Here is an 18770-nt window from a genome sequence, read left to right on the forward strand (position 1 = left end):
TTTCAATCCACGCTCCCCTCGCGGGGAGCGACGCGCAGATTCCCCGCCAATCAGCATTCCTTTCACGATTTCAATCCACGCTCCCCTCGCGGGGAGCGACAGTGAAACAGATAAATATTCTTTCTGTTTCTCAATAAAAATAGCATGTTTCTCTTGATAAGTACAGCGTGGTAAAATAATCCTTTTTTAGTCGGCGATTCAATGCGATATGTTCATTTTTTTCGGTGCGAATCCTTCGGTCATTTCATGATCTCTTCACGTTCGCACTAGAAGATTGAAGCTAGAAAATCAAGGCTTCCTCCACTTGAATTCCCTGTTTCCTCCCGATCTGCTCTACTTTGCCCCTATGAGAGTTTCCAAGATTATAAAAGCGAAGACTGTCTATTTTTTCATCAATAATTTCAGAAAGAATATTTTTTAATACCAGATACTGCGTGTTATCCAAGATGCATTCAAACACCGAGTTCTGCACCCTGCTTCCATAATTCACGCATTCTTTGGCGATCTTCCGGAGCCGTGTCTTCCCTGCGGACGTCTCTGTATTGACATCGTAGCACACCAGTATCAGCATACTTTTCCTCGCATTCTATGCAGGCGGATCCTGTCTGTTTCACCGAAAAGAAATTGTTTGACTGTTTGAACAGCCCAGATGAAATATTCGAACTACTTCATCCCATTCTTTACTCAATCATAATCCATAGAGAAGATCAACTTCTCTATTTCCAAAGAAACGGCGGATAACTCTCCAGGTCTCCTCTCAGATACCGGCTAAGAAGCAGCGCCTGCGCATATGGCACCATTCCCCACTCCATGGTCTCTTCAAGGTAGGGATGTTTCAGGCTCTCCTTCTTGTGCTTCTGCCACTCTACGAGAACCCTTTTTCTGCCCTCATCCTTTAAGAGCACCGCCCCATTTTCCTTATGGACGAAGTCCTTCCGATCCACAATTCTCTTATTGATCAGGCGAAGCACGAAGCGGTCCGCCATCACAGCTCTCAGTTCTTCCATCATGTCCAGCGCCAGCGACGCCCGCCCGGGTCGATCCGCATGCATCATTCCGATATAGGGGTCCAGCCCGACTGCCTCCAGAGAAGCACTCATCGAATTGCTCAGAAGAGCATAAATAAACGACAGAAGCGCATTCACAGGATCCATCGGCGGTCTTCTGCTTCTCTTTCGAAAGAAAAAATCCTTTTTCTGCTGAAGGATCAACTCGTCAAATACGGAAAAATAGCAGTTTGCAGCCTCTCCCTCTATCCCCCTGAGACTGCTCTCATCGATGCAGTCCTGTGCTTTCAAAGAGGCCTCCCGCAAAAAAGCTGATATCTTCTTTAGCTTTTCGATATCCACCTGCAGCTCATGGTCTCTCGTAAATCTCTCCAGCACCCAGCGCGCATTATATAGCTTTCCGAAGATGCAGTTTCTTGCGATTTCGAGCCTTTCCTCCGAAGCAGCGACAGCATACTGTTTCTGACGAAGGAGCACATTACCCTTCGTCCGCCCTGTGACTCTCGCGAGAAACCTCCCCTGTGGACTCAGATAACAAAGCGATATCCCGCGCTCCGCACACGCTCCCATTAAGGCCGGACTGGTGCCCCTGTACCCAAGTGACACTACGCCTTCCAGATTATGAAGGGGAACCCGCGCCAGCTCTGCATTTCCCTCCAGGATTACGATATTTTCTCCATCCAGAGCCAGATAACTGTTTTCCGAGCTGATATAAAGCGTGTTCAGCAGTCTTTTCATGGCTCTTCCTCGTACATCCGATTCTCAATATAAGTCCGCACGCTTCTCAATTTCTCCAGTTCCGGGAGACAGATCTCCTTCAGAGAGCAGGCTCTGCATTTTTTCCCTCCCTTCACCTTCGGTGTATACCCTCGCTCATAATATCGCCGCATCTCCGAACATACCGCTTCCGTTCTCTCTCGAAGCTCTTTCGTAATTTCCACGGTATCCCTTCTCCGGGTCTCTCCATAAAAAAGAGCGCCCTGCGGAATCTCCGTAGAAAACATCTCCTCCAGACACAATACTTGTGCGCTGAGCTGCAGGATGTCCTCTTCTTCTGTCTTGGGCCGTCCTTTTTTATACTCCACAGGATAGGGGAGATATTCGCCTCTGTGCCCGTAGAGCCGAATCCCTCCCTCTCTCCTGTGAAATTCAACGATATCACATTCTCCGCTGATCCCCAGCCTTTTGGATGAGACCGGCAAAGCCCTCACGATCAGCATATCCTCTCTCTTTTCCCGCAGCAGAGGATCATGAGCCCTCTTATGCATCAGATCCCCTGCTACGGTATGTTCATTATCTGCCCACTGCTGCTCCACATGAATCAGGGCCCACTGCCTTCTGCAAAAAAGGAAGTGCTGAATCCCCGAAATCATAAGGTAATCCTCTTCCCGCACGTTCATTATATTTTCTCAATGAACTCGACGCTGTCCGGAATCGACGCATCCTTCCTGATCTCAATCCTGTAGTCGCTGTACTTCCTCGGGAACTGCACCTCCGGAAGCTTCTCCGCATGGACTGTCTCAAACAGCTTATAGGCCGGGCAGTCCCCAAGCTCCGTGCTGTGCTTAAATACGATTAAACGTCGAGCCGACATCTTCCCTCTCGCCGCCGAATGATCATTCTCAAACATATTGATCAGCGCCTCCCAGAAAAACTCCAGATCCTCTTCTGAGAAACCGGTCGTCTTTCTCGCGAGGTTTGCGGAGATGAAGCCCTCCGCGCGGTACAGCGCATAGGGAACAATATACTTTCTCCCCCATTCTATACGCTTTTCCAGCGCATCCTTCTCCGTTGTGATAGCCATGCGGGTAATCGTCACCTCCTGACTCACAATAGGATCAACACTTCTCGCAAAGCTGAGCTGGACCGGGCCTCTAACCTGCCCACAGTTCAGATGCCCCGGAGCAAAAGTGGTCATCACTGCACCGAAGCTTCGAATATCATAGAAATTCCGACACATGAATTCCAGGATCTTTTTGTCGGCATCCGGATCGGTTCTCTTTAAGGTTTTGACGTCCTCAGGCTTTCGTCCGATATAGGACAGTGCCCTTTCATCACTTTTATTCAGAGTAATGTTTTCCTTGATGTAGATCCCGAAGCCCTCCTGATCCTCCTTTATCGTCTCCACATAATTTCGGATCTTCCTCTTCAGGCAGACATCTGTCACAAGCCCGTATCCGCTCTCCGGATCGATGCGGGGCATATTTCCTGCATCGGGGTCTCCATTCGGGTTCCCGTTCTCAACATCGAAAAAGAGCACAAACTCATACCGGTTCTTAATCGGCTCGCTCATCTCACTTCTCCTCCTTCTTTCTTTTCATAGAACTTCTGTCTCTGATGGTAGTATCCCAGGATAAACATCCCCTGTTCGTTCAGGGACAGGCGAGAGGGGAAGGCTCCGACCGACTCCGACACCTCAAGCATTCCCTGGAGCTCTGTCAATATCCTTTCACAGAAAACGGCCAGCCCGGGATTCTCGTTTCTTATTTTTCTGAGATGGCTTTCCTTCAGCCGAAAGAGAAGCGGAAAAACCATCGCCGGCGTGCCGCACGCCGAATTAAAATACCGATCCCGGATCGTCGCGTTTACCGTCAAATTTGCCGCTCCCTGTATCTTCTCCAGGACAGCAAATTCCCTTCCGAGAATATACGCCCTGTCCCTGCAATTCTCATTCAGTGCCACAAAATCCTCCCCCTTTCCCAAATAAAGCTCTCCGTAATTTCTGAGAAGAATCGCCTTGATCAGCGCCGCACGCCTCCTATTGATCTTATTCTTTCCCTGGTCAGCGCGAATACGAATCAGAATCCCATAATATAAACTCGCGGGAAACTTCCCATGCACCAGGATTGCCCGCAGGCATTCGGATCCCAGTGCAGGCGGTATCGACTTGTCCCGGGAATTCTGATTGACGGTCTCCTCCAAGAGCTTCCGAAGCGCCGGCTGCTCTTCCGCCCATTCTGGACCTGCTATCTCAAGTTCTTCGTAAAAACGCTGAAAATTCCGAAGGATATCACCAAACGAATTCTTTAAGAAGAGACGGACTGCCAGTCTCCCCTCATGGCCCGAAAGGCCGAGGATGCAAAAGTTCTGCTCCGGATCCAGATGAACTCCTTTGTAATCCACCCCCTGTTTCCCCGCGACATTCCGAAGGACATTTCCGGTAATCTCCTGATTATCCTCTTTCCCTTCGAGACATGAAGAAAAAAATCCCCCATACTCCTTCTCTCCGCTCTCCGCCCAGAATATCAGGCATAATAGGTCCCCAAACTTTACCTTCTGCTCTGTCTTAGTTAACAGAAACTGCAGTGCCGTCGTATAGGAAAACATCGCGCGTTTTCCGACCGGGGCGTTAAAGCTTTGTTCCTTTCCGTAGGAGTAGAAAGCCGGCGCATTAAAGGATACCAGAGCGGCACCATTTGGGTGAGTCTTTTTTATTCCCTTGATCAGGGTATGCGTTCTTGCAATCTCCGAGAACTCTCCCGTCACGAGGCAGCGGCCATACTCCTTGATCTCCCCCTGCTTCTTTTTCCCTTGTTTCTTTTTCCCCTGCTTCTTTTCCTCCCCCTTCTTTTTCTCTTGCTTCTTTCTCCAACTCTCCCAGGCCTGTTGCAACTCCGGGATGTCCTGCGCATATTTCCCCTCGATGGAAAAGATCAGATTCCCCGCCTTTGTAATCTTGCTGTCCTTCTTCTTGAGAAATTCCTCTGCCCGGCTCGGATCCCAGCTTTGAAAGAACTTTTTCAGTGCACTCGCCCCAGGGCCGTCACAATCCCGGAGGATGTCCATCAGCTCTTCCTTTGTCGCAGCGAAATATTCTTGGCCTTTTCCGTCCGAAGTGCCGTCACTGAAGCCAAGCATATGCTCTGCATTATCGCAGAGAAATATGGCAGCCTTTCTGTGGTTTTGAGCTCCCTCTTTTTGGGGGACCTTCATCAACGGAAGTTCTCTCACGCTTCTCTTTTTTATTTTATCTTCCGATCCTAAGGAAAGAATTTTCAGAAGTTTTCCCTCAGCATTGAGCTCCAGAGAATAGGCTACCCTCTCATATCTCCAACCATCCAGAGCGATCTCTCCCCGCTCTGCGAGCGCCTCATAGTATTTTACAAGCTCCTGTAAGATCATCGCAGTACCTCGCAATTTCTGAGGTCTATGACCCCGTTTTCCATCTTTGCTCGGAAAAAGGTTGGACGGATATCCTCCGGATTCGAATAATCCATATCATAGAGCATCAGCCCGAGATCCCGGCTTTCTCCGCCTCTATGCTCCTCTCCCTCATCCCAGGGGCAGAAGAAGGCCGGAAACTCCCGGCATCCCAGGTATGGCTGATGGTAACACTCTCCCTTTCTCAGACGCCTGGACATAATATCCTTGAATTTTCCGGGATTATCCCCGGGGCTCGCCTTCTCCGTCATCTCAAAATGTGCCTCTATCCCGTAGGCTACATCCTTCAATATAATGGATGAGCGCTGCACGATGTCCGACTTTGTATTTAAAAATAAACTCTCCCCTTTTCCCCCATTATAGGCGGTCAGCGGATCTTCGCGAGGGATTCTTGATTTCACTTCATTTCTCCGGATCGAAGTAAAACAGATCGGCTTCAGCGCATGGATCCGATCAATTTGCCACCTCATGCCGGGATGCCAGTAGATCGCTTCCAGGATACCCCTGGCCGCCGACGGCGTAATGACATCATAGCTGTAGCGCTCGGCCCGGAGCTCCGGTCGGGAAAAAAGCGCATAATCCCCCCAGATTTTCACCTTCACCCCCACGCTCATTTCACTTCCCTCCCCTTTATGGATTACAGCATCACTTTATACATTTTTATTAAGATATGCTTTAATTATAGCGTTTTTTTCTTCTATTCACAATAAACTTTATTACATTTTAATGTATATTATTTTTATCGGGCAGCAAAATGGATATCCTGCCTGCATGTGTAGGTATCCCGGCGTCCGGATTTTCCGCGGGGATCTCTTTCACAGATAAATCCCCTCCCCAAGCTCTGCCTCCAGCAAGATTCCCTTTTCCTCACTATAATCCTCCTTCTCCCTCAGAACATAGAGATTCCCCTTGGCACCGGATTCCAAGGCCCGAAATTTCCCCGCATCAAAAAGCTGCTGAAAGAGGTTCTCATAGAGATTCACGGAGTACTGCTGCATGGCCCTCGCTCTTTTTCGGCTCATCCCCTCCCGCTCAATCTGAAAAAGCAGCTCTTTCCCCTCCTCATCCCAGGGGACGAAGATGGTCTCTCCGTTTTGTTCGATCAGTCTGAGATCCTCCGCCTGTTTCGGGAAGGAAAAGGGGTTCCTCTCGATTTCCTTCAGGATAGCCTTCTTGTCCGTCTCCTGCATCCCCAGGATGGCTTTCCTATCCGAGCGTTCCGTCCCCGGAATAGCTTTCCTTCCCGGCTTTCCATAAAGCATCCAAAAATACTCCCGTATCGTATCGGGATCTGCCGGATCTCTCCCCATCTCTAAAAGCAGAGAGCCGATTTCAATCCTCTGTTTCTGAGAAAACGGCGCTGACTTGCTGTCCACCAGAGAAAAGACATGGCAGACGCTCTCTTCCCTCTTCCTTCTCCCTTCCCGATTGCACCTCCCGGCCGCCTGGATGATCGAGTCCAGCCCCGCGATCTCGCGATAGACCGAGGCGAAGTCCAGGTCCACCCCCGCCTCCACGAGACTGGTAGAGATCACGATGCAGCGCTCCCCGTCTCCCTTCTTCAATCTCTCTCGGATATCTCCCAACACCTTCCGCCGATGCTTTGGGATCATCAGCGTGGACAGATGATAGAGTCCATCCTCCCCTCCCTCCTTTCGGAGAAGCTCATAGATTTCCTGAACCTCTCTCCGGGTATTCAGGATGCAGAGGGCCTGTGTCTCTCCCCTCAGCCTCTCGAGAAGCGTTTCCTGCTCGAGCGCCCCCAGGAAACGGATCTCACAACGCCGAAAAAATAAGAACTGCTCTGCCATATCCGGGCAGAGCTCTCTCACTTCCCCGGCGGATTGCAAAAAGGGATCAATGTCGGGCTGTGTCGCGGTACACAGGACCGCGCTGCAGTGGTATCTTCGGATCAGCTCCTCAATGGACGAGATGCAAGGCTGGAGATAATCCTTTGGCAGCATCTGCGCTTCATCAAAGATCAGCACAGAATTCGCAATGTTATGAATCTTTCTGCATCTGGAAGGTCGGTTTGAAAAGAGCGACTCAAAAAACTGCACATTTGTTGTGACGATGATCGGCATATCCCAGTTTTCCGCCGCAAGCTGCATCGGGCAAAGCTCCTCATCATCCTCATAGTCCACATTGCTGTGATGCTCCAGTACGTTCTGCTCCCCCAGTATCTCCTTAAAGACGGCGGCATTCTGCTCGATGATGCTAGTATAGGGAATCACGTATATGATCCTCTTCATTCCGTGATAAAGCGCGTGTCGAAGTGCGAAGGCCAGCGATGCGATCGTCTTTCCACCGCCGGTCGGCACACTGAGGCGGTACAGCCCTTTCTCCCCCTCCCCGGCGAGAAGGCAGTGCTTCAGGATCTCCGTCCTTCTCCTATTGATCTCCGATTTGGGCTCGTCCCTGAGCCACGGCTCAACATATCGGTCCAGGCGCTCCTTCAGCTCTTTAAGGTCCTCTCCCTGCCCCCGTCCCCGGGGCTTTTCTCCCCGCATGAAGCTCTCTGTATCCAGATAATCGGCGTCCACCAGGCAGGAGTACAGAAAGCGTGTGATAAAATTTACCTCAAACTGGGGCATCTTCGATCCTTCCGAAAGGTTCACCTCGGTTCGGATCGAGGGAAGCTTTACCTCACTCTCGTATGCGCTGTAATCCTCCAGTTTTTTCTTCATCCTCCCGGAAAATGTCTTTCTCTCCGCTGTGTCGGAAGACCCGCCCCTGTCCGGAAGCCCCGCGTGATGCCCGGCGATGCAGTAGGCGGCGATAAGATAGGCGCCTCGAAGCATCTCCGGCCCCTCCCCCATTTTTTCATAGGAAAGCTTCGCTCCTGCCGTAGAATGATCGACACGGATCGCGCTGCCCCGCAGTCTCCTCTGAAAGGCCTCACTGTACTTTCCGATATCGTGCAGCATCCCTACATAATATCCCCAGTCCCCACAGCCGAATTCGGAGGCAAAGCCTGCGGCCAATTCAGCCGTTCCCTTTAAATGAGAGAGCACGCTCTGCTCCCTTGTCTTATCCTCACTGATGTGCGCAAGATAGTTCATACTTCAATCCCCCAAAAAGCTCACAGCCTCCCGTAAAATCCAAGATCTCCCCCCCGCCAATATAAGCCTGCGCTGTCTTGATTACAAGATAGGAGGAAAGTCGAAACATAAATACAGGAAACATAAACACAGATTCCCTGCATAGCCTCCTGATGAGCACAGAAAGGAAAGCCGCAGAAATTATGCTATACTAATTCCGGCTTCCGCAGCCCGCACGCGCGGGAGGGAAGAAAATGGATCGAGCCACCTGCCACTTGAAGCCTATCTTTTCCGCAGCATACATGCACAGGAGGAAAAGAGAACACGACCGTCCCTTACGGAAGCAAGGAGAAACTCAGCGTTTTCTGCTTAAAGGAAAAATGCATCTTAGGCCCTTTTTATTCCTATAAAGAGCTATTAAAATGGAAGAAGGAAACACATGATGGAGATGGAAGGAGAGCGAGATGAGAAAAATACTGCTGGTAATTGATATGCAAAATGACTTTATCGATGCGGCTCTTGGAAGCCGGGAGGCGGAGGCCATCGTCGATGCCGTAAAGGAAAAGATCCGTTCCTACCCGGCGGAAAATGTCATCGCCACTATGGATACCCACGGGGAAAACTACATGGATACGCAGGAGGGCAGGAATCTCCCCGTCATGCACTGCATCAGGGGAACACACGGCTGGCAGCTCCAGACAGACGTCGCGGAGCTCCTGAGGCATGCGAAGATCTATGAGAAGCCGAGCTTCGGGAGCATGAAACTGGCCGAGGAGCTGAAGAAACTTTCGGAGAAGGAAGAGATCGAGCTGGAGCTGATCGGTCTGTGTACGGATATCTGTGTGGTCTCCAACGCCCTCCTCCTAAAGGCGGCGATGCCGGAGGTGAAGATCAGCGTAGATGCCGCCTGCTGCGCCGGTGTGACAGTGGAGAAGCACCGGGCCGCGCTGGAAACCATGCGCTCCTGCCAGATCCATATCGTAAACGATTAAAACATGCCGGGCATGCTTCCATCCTCAGCACCGGCAGAAGGAACTACGATTCCAAAGGCCCGCAGCGCTCTGGCGTCGTCTGTGCGCTCCGCTCTTCTTCGTGCCGACAGGAGCATTCCCTCTATGTTTATCCCTGAGATGCAGCGGAGAGGGAAGCGGGCAGACTGCGGCGGATCCTTCTCCCGAGCCAGAATGCGAGGCCGATCTTGCAAAGGTCTCCCGGAATAAAGGGGAGCACCCCCATCATCAGCGCGTCCCAAAGGCCAAAGCCCGGTTTCTTGGGGAGCAGCAGCGCGCGAAGCCACAGTGTGCCGAAGAGATAGCAGAGCAAAAGTCCCATCAGCATGCCCAGAAGCTGAAGAGCGGGCTTATCCGGAAAGCGCTCCAGGAAAAAGCCCGCGCATAAGGCGCAGAAAATCATGCCGAAAAGATAGCCGCCGGTGGGGCCGAGCAGCTTCGCTGCCCCTCCCGCGTAGCCCGAAAAGACCGGAAGGCCGAAAAAGCCCAGAAGAAGGTAGAGAAGGAAGGAAAGAGTCCCAAGCTTCATCCCGAGGATCTCCACGGAGAGAAAGAGCACGAAGAGCGTGAGAGAGAGGGGCACCGGGCCGATCGGGATCGCAAGCGGGCCGAGTATACATAAAAGAGCACACATCAATGCACATATACTCATCTTTCTCACAGAAATCTGTCTCATCCTCTTTCCTCCTCCCGGGAAAATAAAAATTCCGTCAATATAAGCGGCGCCGGAATCCGTATACGCTTCTCAGTGAAGTCAGTATACGAATTCCGGCGAAATCAGTCAACTATTATTTTATCTAAGGTTTACAATTATTTCAAAAGCTATTCCGATAATGAATCCCCGGGGATCGCTGCCTGAAGGGACATGGCAGGTCCTATGAAGACAGACGCAAATCCCCCACTTCCAGAAGCTGATCCGAAGCAGAGGGCACTTTCCCCGCGCGGGCACTCAGCAGTAGCGGTCCCTCTTCGGATCGATCTGTCCCTCCACGGAGATGAGGTCCATATACTCCGCGCCCTCCTCCGAGAGGCACTGCTTTACGCGGGAAAGCCATTCCTCCTCAATGAGCAGGGACATCCCGCAGGCAAGCTTCCTTCCGTAGCCGCAGCGGGGCGTCGGCGCGATGCGGTTCTCCAGTCCGTGCTCATCGAGGAGGGCATGGAGCGCAAGGCCCTCCTCGTAATTTCGAAAAAGGATATAGTAGCGTGTCTTAGGCATGAAGCATTTCCACGAAGGCTCCGATTCTCGTCCGAAGCTGCTCCGCGTCCGTATCCGCATAGTCCGTCTCCAGGCTGAGGACCGGGACTCCGGCCTCCTTCAGCGCGCGGGAGACCACGTACTTCTCCGTATCGTAGAGGCAGCAGAATTTTAAACTCGTATCGATGACGCCGTCGACCTTATACTCCTTCACCATCCGGAGAAGATCGTCGATCCTCCCCTTATTCGGCGTGAAGCAGGCGCAGTTCGTCTTCATATAGCGCTCGGAGAGAGCCATGAACTGCTCCTCCAGGGTCTCCCCTCCCTCATCCACGAGATTCTCGAAGTAGCGGGTGCCGGTACACATCTCCTCACAGACGACGGCAGCCCCGCTGGTCTCTATGATCTGGTGGAGCTTCCAGTTCGGGATCGACATCGGAGAGCCCGTGACGAGGATTCTCTTCGTCCCCTTCGGCACGACGCTCACGCCGTTTCGGATCCTCTCCTCGAGCTCATCCGCGAGGCGATTGCACATCTGCGTACAACGGGCGGGATCATCGAAGAAGGCGATCTGTATCATAAGGAGCACGTCCCTCCCGGAGATCGGAAGGCATTCGGACTTACGGCAGTCGTAGACCCTCTGGATTGCCTTCCTCTTCTCGTTGATGAGATGAATCGCCTCCCTGAGCTTCTCCACCGTGATCCGGTTTCCCGTGACCTCCTCGACCTTCTTCGCGAAGGCAGCGATCTCATCCTTCCAGCGCGCGATATCCTCCGCCCGCTTCATCTGCGGCACATCCATGACATACATCGGCACATCCTCGCCGAGGATCTCATAGGCCTTCTTCTTCCCGTCGCAGGTGGTCTCTCCGACATACATATCCGCGATCCGGAAGAAGGGACAGGTCCGGGAGAGTCTCGCGCCGACCGAGGCCTTTACGAGGGGGCAGGTGCTCTTCGGAAGCACGGCCTCCCCGGCGGGGACCCAGAACTGGGATCCGCTGCACAGTCCCGTCACGATGCCGTTTGCCGCGATCACCACCTCATCCGGCACATAGACACAGAAGGTGCCGAAGACCTTTCTCCCCTTTTTCTGCTCCTCGATGAGCTCCGCGGGGCGGATGCCGTGAACCTCCGAGATGACGAGATCCCAGAAGTCCATCGCCTTCGGGCGGTTCTCCTGACTCAGGAAGACATCCCCCACCGCAGTGGGAAGCACCTGGCATAGGGTGTCGTGCATATCCACATCCATCCCGATATTTTTCCACATCTCTACATAATCAGCCATAACGCACATTCTCCTTTTCCGTCGGCTCCGCTCTCCAATGCGGGACAATCCGACTCAAAACTCAGCGGGCGAGCTCCCTGACCGCCCGAATTGCCGACTCAACTTCATCCTCGGTATTAAAAATGGAAAAGCTGAAGCGCACCGCTCCCTGCTCCTCCGTCCCGAGCGCCTCATGCATCCTGGGGGCGCAGTGCGCCCCGGGCCGGGTGGCGATCCCGTAGTCCTGAGCGAGACAGTCCGAGATCTCCGCGGAGCTGTAATCCCGGATATTGAGAGCCGCGATCGCCGCCCTCCGTCCCTCAAAATCCCCATAGAGCGTGACGCCCGGGATCTCACGAACTGCCTCACAGAAACGTCTCAGCAGCCTGCTTTCCTTCTCCTCGATCTTCTCAAGCCCCATCCGATCGATGAAGTTCACCGCCGCTAAAAGCCCCGCGATTCCGTGCCCGTTCAGGGTCCCGGCCTCCAGTCTCGTGGGATAGTCGGAGGGCTGCTCCCTGAGATAGGAATGCACGCCGGTCCCGCCCCGCTTAAAGGGTCGAAGCTCCACTCCGCTCCGAAGGCACAGTCCCCCTGTCCCCTGCGGGCCCAGCATGCTCTTGTGCCCCGTAAAGCAGAGGATGTCGATCCCCTGCTTTTCCATATCCACCGGCAGGGCCCCGGCACTCTGCGAGGCATCCACGACGAGAAGCGCGCCGGCGCGGTGCGCGATCCCGGAGATCCGCTCGAGCTCCAGCATATTCCCCGTCAGATTTGAGGCATGCGTGCACACGATCGCCTTCGTCTCCTTCCGGATCAGCCGCTCAAAATCCCGGTAATCGACCTTCCCCCTCCGATCCGCCCGCACAAAGTCCAGGAGCAGTCCCCGGCTCTCCAAGTCATAGAGGGGGCGGAGCACGGAGTTATGCTCCAGATCCGTCGTGATCACATGCTCCCCCGGGGAGAGAAGGCCATAGAGCGCGATATTCAAAGCCTCCGTGGAATTCTGAGTGAAGATCACATGATCCGCCCTCTCGCAGTGAAAGAAGGCAGCCAGCCTGCGGCGCGCCTCGTAGACGGACTGGGAGGCGGAGATGGCCGCGCTGTGGGTCCCGCGGGAGGCATTGCCGGAATGCCGCATGGCCTCCATCACCGCTTCCAGGACCTCCTCCGGCTTACGGAAGCTCGTCGCCGCATTGTCCAGGTAAATCATGACTCCAGCTTCGACGCGACAAGCGCCGCTCCGATCGCCCCGGCATATCTCCCGTTCGGAGAACTCACGACCTCCCTGCCCAGGGCCTTTCCGAGGGAAGAGCGAAGATACTGAAACTCGCAGAGACCGCCCGTCAGTACAGCCTCCCCCTCCGGCGGGAGCAGGTGCATCGCCTGTGCCGCGACCTTCTTCACGATGGAGTCCACGACCGCAAAGGCGATGTTCTCCCTCTTCTCCCCTCTTCCGATCAGACTGATGACCTCCGACTCCGCAAAGACCGTGCACATCGAGCTGATGCTCGCGTCCTTCCCTCTCGAAGCCAGCTCGCAGAGCTCCTCCGTCCGAAGCCCCAGAGTATTCGCCATGACCTCCAGGAAACGGCCGGTTCCGGCGGAGCACTTGTCATTCATCAGAAAATCCGTCACATTCCCCGACTCGATCCGAATGATCTTCGTATCCTGTCCTCCGATGTCGATGACCGTCATGCTCTTTGCCTGATAGAGATAATCCGCCCCCTTTCCGTGACAGGTGATCTCCGTCACGGACTTATCCGCATAGGGCACACAGACCCTGCCGTAGCCGGTCGCGACGACAGTTCCCTCCTCAATATAGGAGGCGAGCCGCCGTCTGATCTCCTCCGCCGTATCCGCGCTGCTCCAGCCCGTCGGAAGCAGCAGCTTCTCCTTCAAGTCCTTCTTCTCGTCCAGCACCGCGGCCTTCGCGCAGGTCGAGCCGATGTCGATGCCGATTGCAAATTTTTTCATAAAGCCCCTCCAGACCAACTCAAATTATTATAAATTTTTGCCCTATTTCTGTCAAATTATATGCAGTATTTAAAGCTTTTTTGTATTTATTGCTTGAATTATAATAAATCTCTATCAAAGAAAAAGAGAGGGGGAAGCACCTTCTCTTTGGCGCTTCCCCCTCTCCCTCTCTAATATCTCTCTCAGCGGGGAAGAATGGATTCTATTTCTGATCTGCGACTGCCGGCCAACGGAAAGGATGCCGATCACCCTGTGAGCAGATCCCCCTCGCAAAAGCCGCACAGCCATAGGCATCTCTTCTCAGCGGCCGCCGATCACCCGGGACTTTCCGCCGTTTGGGCCGGAATTATCCGATCCGCCAACCTCCGCCCCCGCGCTCGGGTGCTTCATGAGATTGGGGTCTCCGGGTCCGATCACGCCGGGCCCTCCCTGCTGGCCGTCTGTACTCGCAGACTCCGGATTGAGCTGCCCCTGTCCGTTTTCGTCCGGGCGCCGCGGGAGCTTCTTCACACGCTCTATCGCATTCTCAAGCTCCTCCGTGAGGTCCTCCTCTCCATCCCTCGGCTTATAATCCGCGAGGATCTTCTGGGCCGTCAAAAGCATGGCATCCGTATCCTTATCCTGATACTCCGCCTCCTCCAGCTTCTGGATCAGAGCCCGAATCTCCGCGAGGCGCCGCTCCCGCTCCCTGGCGATGCGGCTCTCCTCTGCCCTTGAGGCCGCGATGGAGCTCTGTACTCTGGACTCCTCCTCGCTGGATTCCTCGTAGCTTTGGATCTCCTCCCGCATGCTGTCCTCGATCTTGTCGAAATACTTCTTTCTCTCCGAGAGACGGGAGAAGATCTTTCTCCTGCTCTCCGCGTCGCTCACGATATCCGCGTCACTCTTGATCTGCTGATAGAGCTCCCTCTCTGTAAAGATGTCCTCCACCCGGCTGATTATCATGCTCTCGTATTTCGTGAGCAGCTCCTCCGCCTCCGCCTTCTTCTCCTTTTCGGTCTTCTTCCGGAGGGAGGCCGCGGCACGGACCTCAGCTGTCGTAGAGACGAGATCTTCGATCCCCGTCTTTTTGTCGGTCTGCGTCTCCACCGTGGACGGCTTATCCCAGTCCTTCACCGGGAGATCCTTGTGGAGGACATTCATGGCATCCCTCCAGATCTTTCCGGCATAGGTCGCGCCGTAGATCCCCGGCATCGGCGCGGGCAGATCATGTCCCACCCAGACCGCCATGGTGTAGTATCTCGTATAGCCGCAGAACCAGGTATCCTTTGAGGCGTTGCTGGTCCCGGTCTTCCCTGCGCAGGGCATGCTCTTATCCAGCGCGAGGCCGCGCCCGGTGCCGTAGGGCTTCGTGATCGTCCCCTTCAGGATGTCCGTCATCATGTAGGAGCTGTCCTCCCGGTAAATCTGGACATCGCCGGGATGATAGTTTTTCGTGAGCTCACCGTTTTTCTGGTGCACGATCTTCTGGATGCAGCTTCGCTCGCTGAAGCGCCCTCCGTTTGCGAGAGCGGCGTAGCCCTTCGCCATATCCACAATCTTCGTCCCGTTGGTGAAGCCTCCGATGGATACCGCCGCCGACGTATTGTCCACCCAGCTCAGCCCCTGAAAATGCATGCTCTTCAGATAATCCAGGCCGTAGTCCACCCCGATATCGGAAAGCACCTGCCAGGCCACCGTATTCAAAGAGCGGTTCACCGCCTCCCGGAGCGTCACCTGTCCGTAATAATGATCCCCGGAATTCGAGGGCCCGTTCTCGAACTTGTGGTCATCGATGAGACTGCCCGGACTGTATCTCCCGCTGTCCAGCGCCGGGGTATAGTCCAGGAGCGGCTTGATGGAGGAGCCGGGCTGACGGACGCTCAGGTAGGCCCGGTTATACTTGTCCTCGGTCCCTCTTCCCCCGACGGCCGCCACGACATAGCCGCTCTCATTGTCCACGACCGCCGCCGCGCCCTGCATGGAGAACTTACCGTTCTCCTGCAAATCCTTGAATTTCTCGAGATCCTTGTCCAGCTTCTCCTGCACGATCCTCTGGATCTCCGGGTTCAGCGCGGTGTAGATCTGATAGCCCCCCCTGCGGATCTCCTTGTTGTAGAAATCATAGCTCTCGTTATACTTCTCCTCGTAGGCCTTTTGCTCCGCCTCATTCTCCCAGAGGTACTCGAAATGAAACTCATTCAGATCCATCAGCGTGAGCGTCGCCGAGTAGAGCGCGTAGGAGGTGAGGTAATCCTCGTCCGTCTCTCTCTGAATATTCCGGGAGACGCCGAGGTCCATGGCCTTGTACTGCTCGCACTCCTCCGCCGTGATATAGCCGCAGACGCTGAGGGAATTGAGCACCCGATTCCGCTTCGCAAGACAGGCGTCCGGATGCTTCAGCGGCTCGTAGCGCGAGGGAGCATTGGAGACCCCGGCCAGCATGGCGGCCTCCGGGATCGTGAGATCCGCCGCGGATTTATTGAAATAATAAAGGCTCGCGGACTCCACGCCGTAGCAGTTATTGCCGTAGAAATTCGTATTGCAGTAGAGCTCCATGATCTCGCTTTTGGAGTAGCGCTTCTCCAGCTCCTGGGCGAGCATCATCTCCACGATCTTCCTCGTATAAACCTTCTCGGAGCTTAAGTAGGTATTCTTTACCAGCTGCTGCGTGATCGTCGAGCCGCCCTGCGTGATCCTGCCGCGGTGGCGGATGAGCTGAATTAAAGCCCGGAGCGTCCCCATATAGTCCACTCCGTGGTGCTTCATGAACTTCCGGTCCTCCTGCGCGATATAGGCGTGCTGCAGGTTCTCCGAGATCTGGTCGATCTTCACATAGACATAGTGTCCCGCGTTGACGATGCCGAGAATCTCTCCGTTCGTGTCATAAATGACGGTGTCCGAGAGGCGGGTGAGGTCCTCGACATTGCCGGAGGCCAACTTATCATAGGCGATCTTCTTCAGGCGCTCATACTCCGGGCGCAGATAGAAAAACCAGCCCACGGCCATAAGGACGAGGCCGACCAAAAAGCCGCCGAGAAGGAAGCCGCCGATCCAGCGTAAAATGCGGTGCGGCTTTTTTCTGGTTCTCCCCATTCTCTTCATTCCTCTCCCCTCACGCCCTTCCCCGGGGCCTTAAAATCCTTCCGGCTCAGTTCGCTCCGTTTCCGAAATAGCGCTCCGCACGTTTCTCCTCTTCGCCTCCGCAGAGAGCCCCGGAAGACGGACTCGCTTCGTTGCGCGGAAATCGCCAGGATGAGTGCGGTCCAGATGAGTGCGGTTCGGCAGAAAGGCCCTCTCCGTAAAACGCTTTTTTGCCGCAGAGGGCCGGCACAGTCCCACCGGGGGATTTCTGCGCCGACCCTCATATTCTCTTCTCCGTCACTTCGCGTAGCCTACCGCTCTGGACTCCCGTATGATATTTACCTTGATGACGCCGGGATACTGCATCTGATCCTGGATCTGCTTTGAGATATCCCTCGCCATGATCGCCATCTCATCGTCGTTTACGAGCTCCGGTATCACCATGATCCGGACCTCCCGGCCCGCCTGCACGGCGAAGGACCTCTCGACGCCGCGATAGGAGTTCGCGATATCCTCCAGCTCCTTCAAGCGGTTCGTGTAGCTCTCCAGAGACTTTCTCCTCGCTCCGGGTCTCGCCGCGGAGATCGCATCCGCCGCCGCGACCAGGCAGGAGATCAGACTGCTCGGCTCCGTCCCTCCGTGATGAGACGCGACGGCATTGATCACAAGCTCCGGCTCATGATACTTTTTGCAGAGCTCGACGCCGAGTTCCACATGGGTCCCCTCCATCTCGTGATCGATCGCCTTTCCGATATCGTGCAGAAGGCCCGCCCGCTTCGCCATACGGATGTCCAGTCCCAGCTCCTCCGCGAGAAGCCCCGAGATCTGCGCGACCTCCATGGAATGCTGCAGGGCGTTCTGTCCGAAGGAGGTTCTGAACTTCATCCTGCCGAGCAGATAGACAAGCTCCGGATGGATCCCGTGTATCCCGAGCTCCAGCACCGCGGACTCGCCCTCCTCCTTGATGCTGTCCTCCACCTCCTTCCGGCTCTTCTCCACGACCTCCTCGATGCGGGCGGGATGGATCCTTCCGTCTACAATCAGCTTTTCGAGGGCAATGCGGGCCACCTCGCGCCGGATGGGATCGAAGCCGGAGAGCACCACGGCCTCCGGCGTGTCGTCCACGATCAGCTCCACACCGGTGAGCTGCTCCAGCGTGCGGATATTCCGGCCCTCTCGGCCGATGATGCGGCCCTTCATCTCGTCGTTTGGCAGCTGCACGACAGAGACCGTGGACTCTGTCACCTGATCCGCCGCGCAGCGCTGGATCGCTTCGACGATATATTCCCTCGCCGTCTTCTCCGACTCCTCCTTCGCGCGGTTCTCGTATTCCCGGATCATCATGGCCGTATCGTGCTTGATATCGTCCTCGACGGAATGCAGAAGCTCGGACCTCGCCTGATCCCTGGTAAGCCCCGAGACTCTCTCAAGCTCTGTCAGCTTCTGCGCGTGCAAAAGCTCGATCTCCGCCTCTCTCTCCTCGAGCCCCTTCTCTCTCCTTCCGAATTCCGCTTCCCGCTTCTCCAGAGACTGGGCCCTTCGCTCCGAGGCCTCATCCCTCTTCAGCATCCTCCGCTCGAGCTCGGAAACCTCCTTCCGGCGGTCCTTGACCTCCCGGTCCAGGTCATTCTTTGCCCGGAGAGCCTCTTCCTTTGCTTCTAAGAGCGCTTCTCTCTTTTTATTCTCCGCTGTTCGAATCGCATCATCTATGATCTCCCGGGACTTTTCTTCGGCTGTGCCCACCGTCTTCGCATACTCAGCCCTTGCCTTGCTCTGCCCGAGGATAAACGCGACGAAACCCACTGCGGCCGCCACGACAACCGCGGCGATAATGATGCCCACTGGGTTCAACTCTGTACCTCCTCCGCTCTCTCCAACTGACAAAAACAGACTTGACCCGCCCCCCGGCGAATCAGTCTCATCTAAGCATCGATCGCTCCGGGTCCGCGGCACTGCCGCCGTAAATCATCCGAAGCTGCTAATTCATTTCAATACAATCTATAAAAATATTTATGTCGGGGCGCGTCTTAACGTCTCTCTTCCGCT

15 protein-coding genes are annotated in these 18770 nt (G+C 54.6%); 1 reads left to right on the top strand and 14 read right to left on the bottom strand.

Going from position 1 to position 18770, the window contains the following annotated elements; genetic code table 11:
- Positions 1-280 precede the first annotated feature (280 nt).
- The 7 genes from cas2 to HMPREF1986_RS10750 form a co-directional block, all read right to left on the bottom strand.
- Entirely contained in the window at positions 281-571 is a 291-nt protein-coding gene (cas2, locus tag HMPREF1986_RS10720; RefSeq protein ID WP_021774877.1) for a CRISPR-associated endonuclease Cas2, read from the bottom strand.
- A 145-nt stretch (positions 572-716) separates the two neighbouring features.
- Entirely contained in the window at positions 717-1745 is a 1029-nt protein-coding gene (gene cas1c / locus HMPREF1986_RS10725) for a type I-C CRISPR-associated endonuclease Cas1c (protein WP_021774878.1), read from the bottom strand.
- The gene (gene cas4 / locus HMPREF1986_RS10730; protein WP_021774879.1) at positions 1742-2407 is read right to left on the bottom strand and encodes a CRISPR-associated protein Cas4; all 666 of its coding nucleotides are present in this window, start codon (positions 2405-2407) and stop codon (positions 1742-1744) included. The genes cas1c and cas4 overlap by 4 nt, the downstream gene beginning before the upstream one ends.
- Entirely contained in the window at positions 2407-3300 is an 894-nt protein-coding gene (gene cas7c / locus HMPREF1986_RS10735; RefSeq protein WP_021774880.1) for a type I-C CRISPR-associated protein Cas7/Csd2, read from the bottom strand. The genes cas4 and cas7c overlap by 1 nt, the downstream gene beginning before the upstream one ends.
- Entirely contained in the window at positions 3297-5129 is a 1833-nt protein-coding gene (cas8c, locus tag HMPREF1986_RS10740) for a type I-C CRISPR-associated protein Cas8c/Csd1 (protein ID WP_021774881.1), read from the bottom strand. Before cas8c ends, cas7c begins: the two co-directional genes overlap by 4 nt.
- On the bottom strand, positions 5126-5782 hold the full coding sequence (gene cas5c / locus HMPREF1986_RS10745; RefSeq protein WP_021774882.1) for a type I-C CRISPR-associated protein Cas5c: 657 nt from the start codon (positions 5780-5782) through the stop codon (positions 5126-5128). The genes cas8c and cas5c overlap by 4 nt, the downstream gene beginning before the upstream one ends.
- Positions 5783-5983: 201 nt before the next feature.
- Positions 5984-8230, bottom strand: coding sequence for a CRISPR-associated helicase/endonuclease Cas3 (locus HMPREF1986_RS10750; RefSeq protein WP_021774883.1), 2247 nt, complete (start codon positions 8228-8230; stop codon positions 5984-5986).
- A 443-nt stretch (positions 8231-8673) separates the two neighbouring features.
- Here HMPREF1986_RS10750 and HMPREF1986_RS10755 point away from each other — a divergent pair, with 443 nt between their 5' ends.
- Positions 8674-9201, top strand: a complete 528-nt coding sequence (locus tag HMPREF1986_RS10755) for a cysteine hydrolase family protein (RefSeq protein WP_021774885.1) — start codon at positions 8674-8676, stop codon at positions 9199-9201.
- 127 nt (positions 9202-9328) lie between these two features.
- Here HMPREF1986_RS10755 and HMPREF1986_RS10760 read toward each other — a convergent pair whose 3' ends face one another.
- From HMPREF1986_RS10760 to rny, 7 genes are all read right to left on the bottom strand, one after another.
- Complete coding sequence (locus HMPREF1986_RS10760; protein ID WP_021774887.1) at positions 9329-9895, bottom strand: biotin transporter BioY; 567 nt, start codon at positions 9893-9895, stop codon at positions 9329-9331.
- Positions 9896-10168: 273 nt separating this feature from the next.
- A complete protein-coding gene (locus HMPREF1986_RS10765; protein WP_021774888.1) occupies positions 10169-10438 on the bottom strand; it encodes a DUF3343 domain-containing protein in 270 nt (89 codons plus the stop codon).
- A complete protein-coding gene (locus HMPREF1986_RS10770) occupies positions 10431-11705 on the bottom strand; it encodes a double-cubane-cluster-containing anaerobic reductase (RefSeq protein WP_021774889.1) in 1275 nt (424 codons plus the stop codon). The genes HMPREF1986_RS10765 and HMPREF1986_RS10770 overlap by 8 nt, the downstream gene beginning before the upstream one ends.
- 61 nt (positions 11706-11766) lie before the next feature.
- Entirely contained in the window at positions 11767-12897 is a 1131-nt protein-coding gene (locus HMPREF1986_RS10775; RefSeq protein WP_021774890.1) for an aminotransferase class V-fold PLP-dependent enzyme, read from the bottom strand.
- Positions 12894-13661, bottom strand: a complete 768-nt coding sequence (locus HMPREF1986_RS10780) for an acyl-CoA dehydratase activase (protein WP_009213689.1) — start codon at positions 13659-13661, stop codon at positions 12894-12896. Before HMPREF1986_RS10780 ends, HMPREF1986_RS10775 begins: the two co-directional genes overlap by 4 nt.
- 300 nt (positions 13662-13961) lie before the next feature.
- Complete coding sequence (locus HMPREF1986_RS10785) at positions 13962-16745, bottom strand: transglycosylase domain-containing protein (protein WP_021774892.1); 2784 nt, start codon at positions 16743-16745, stop codon at positions 13962-13964.
- A 276-nt stretch (positions 16746-17021) separates the two neighbouring features.
- Positions 17022-18566 carry a ribonuclease Y gene (rny, locus tag HMPREF1986_RS10795; protein ID WP_021774894.1) on the bottom strand — a complete coding sequence of 515 codons (1545 nt, stop codon included), beginning with the start codon at positions 18564-18566 and terminating at the stop codon, positions 17022-17024.
- Positions 18567-18770: the final 204 nt, after the last annotated feature.

Source organism: Oribacterium sp. oral taxon 078 str. F0263 (genome assembly GCF_000469565.1).
Classification (GTDB): domain Bacteria; phylum Bacillota; class Clostridia; order Lachnospirales; family Lachnospiraceae; genus Oribacterium.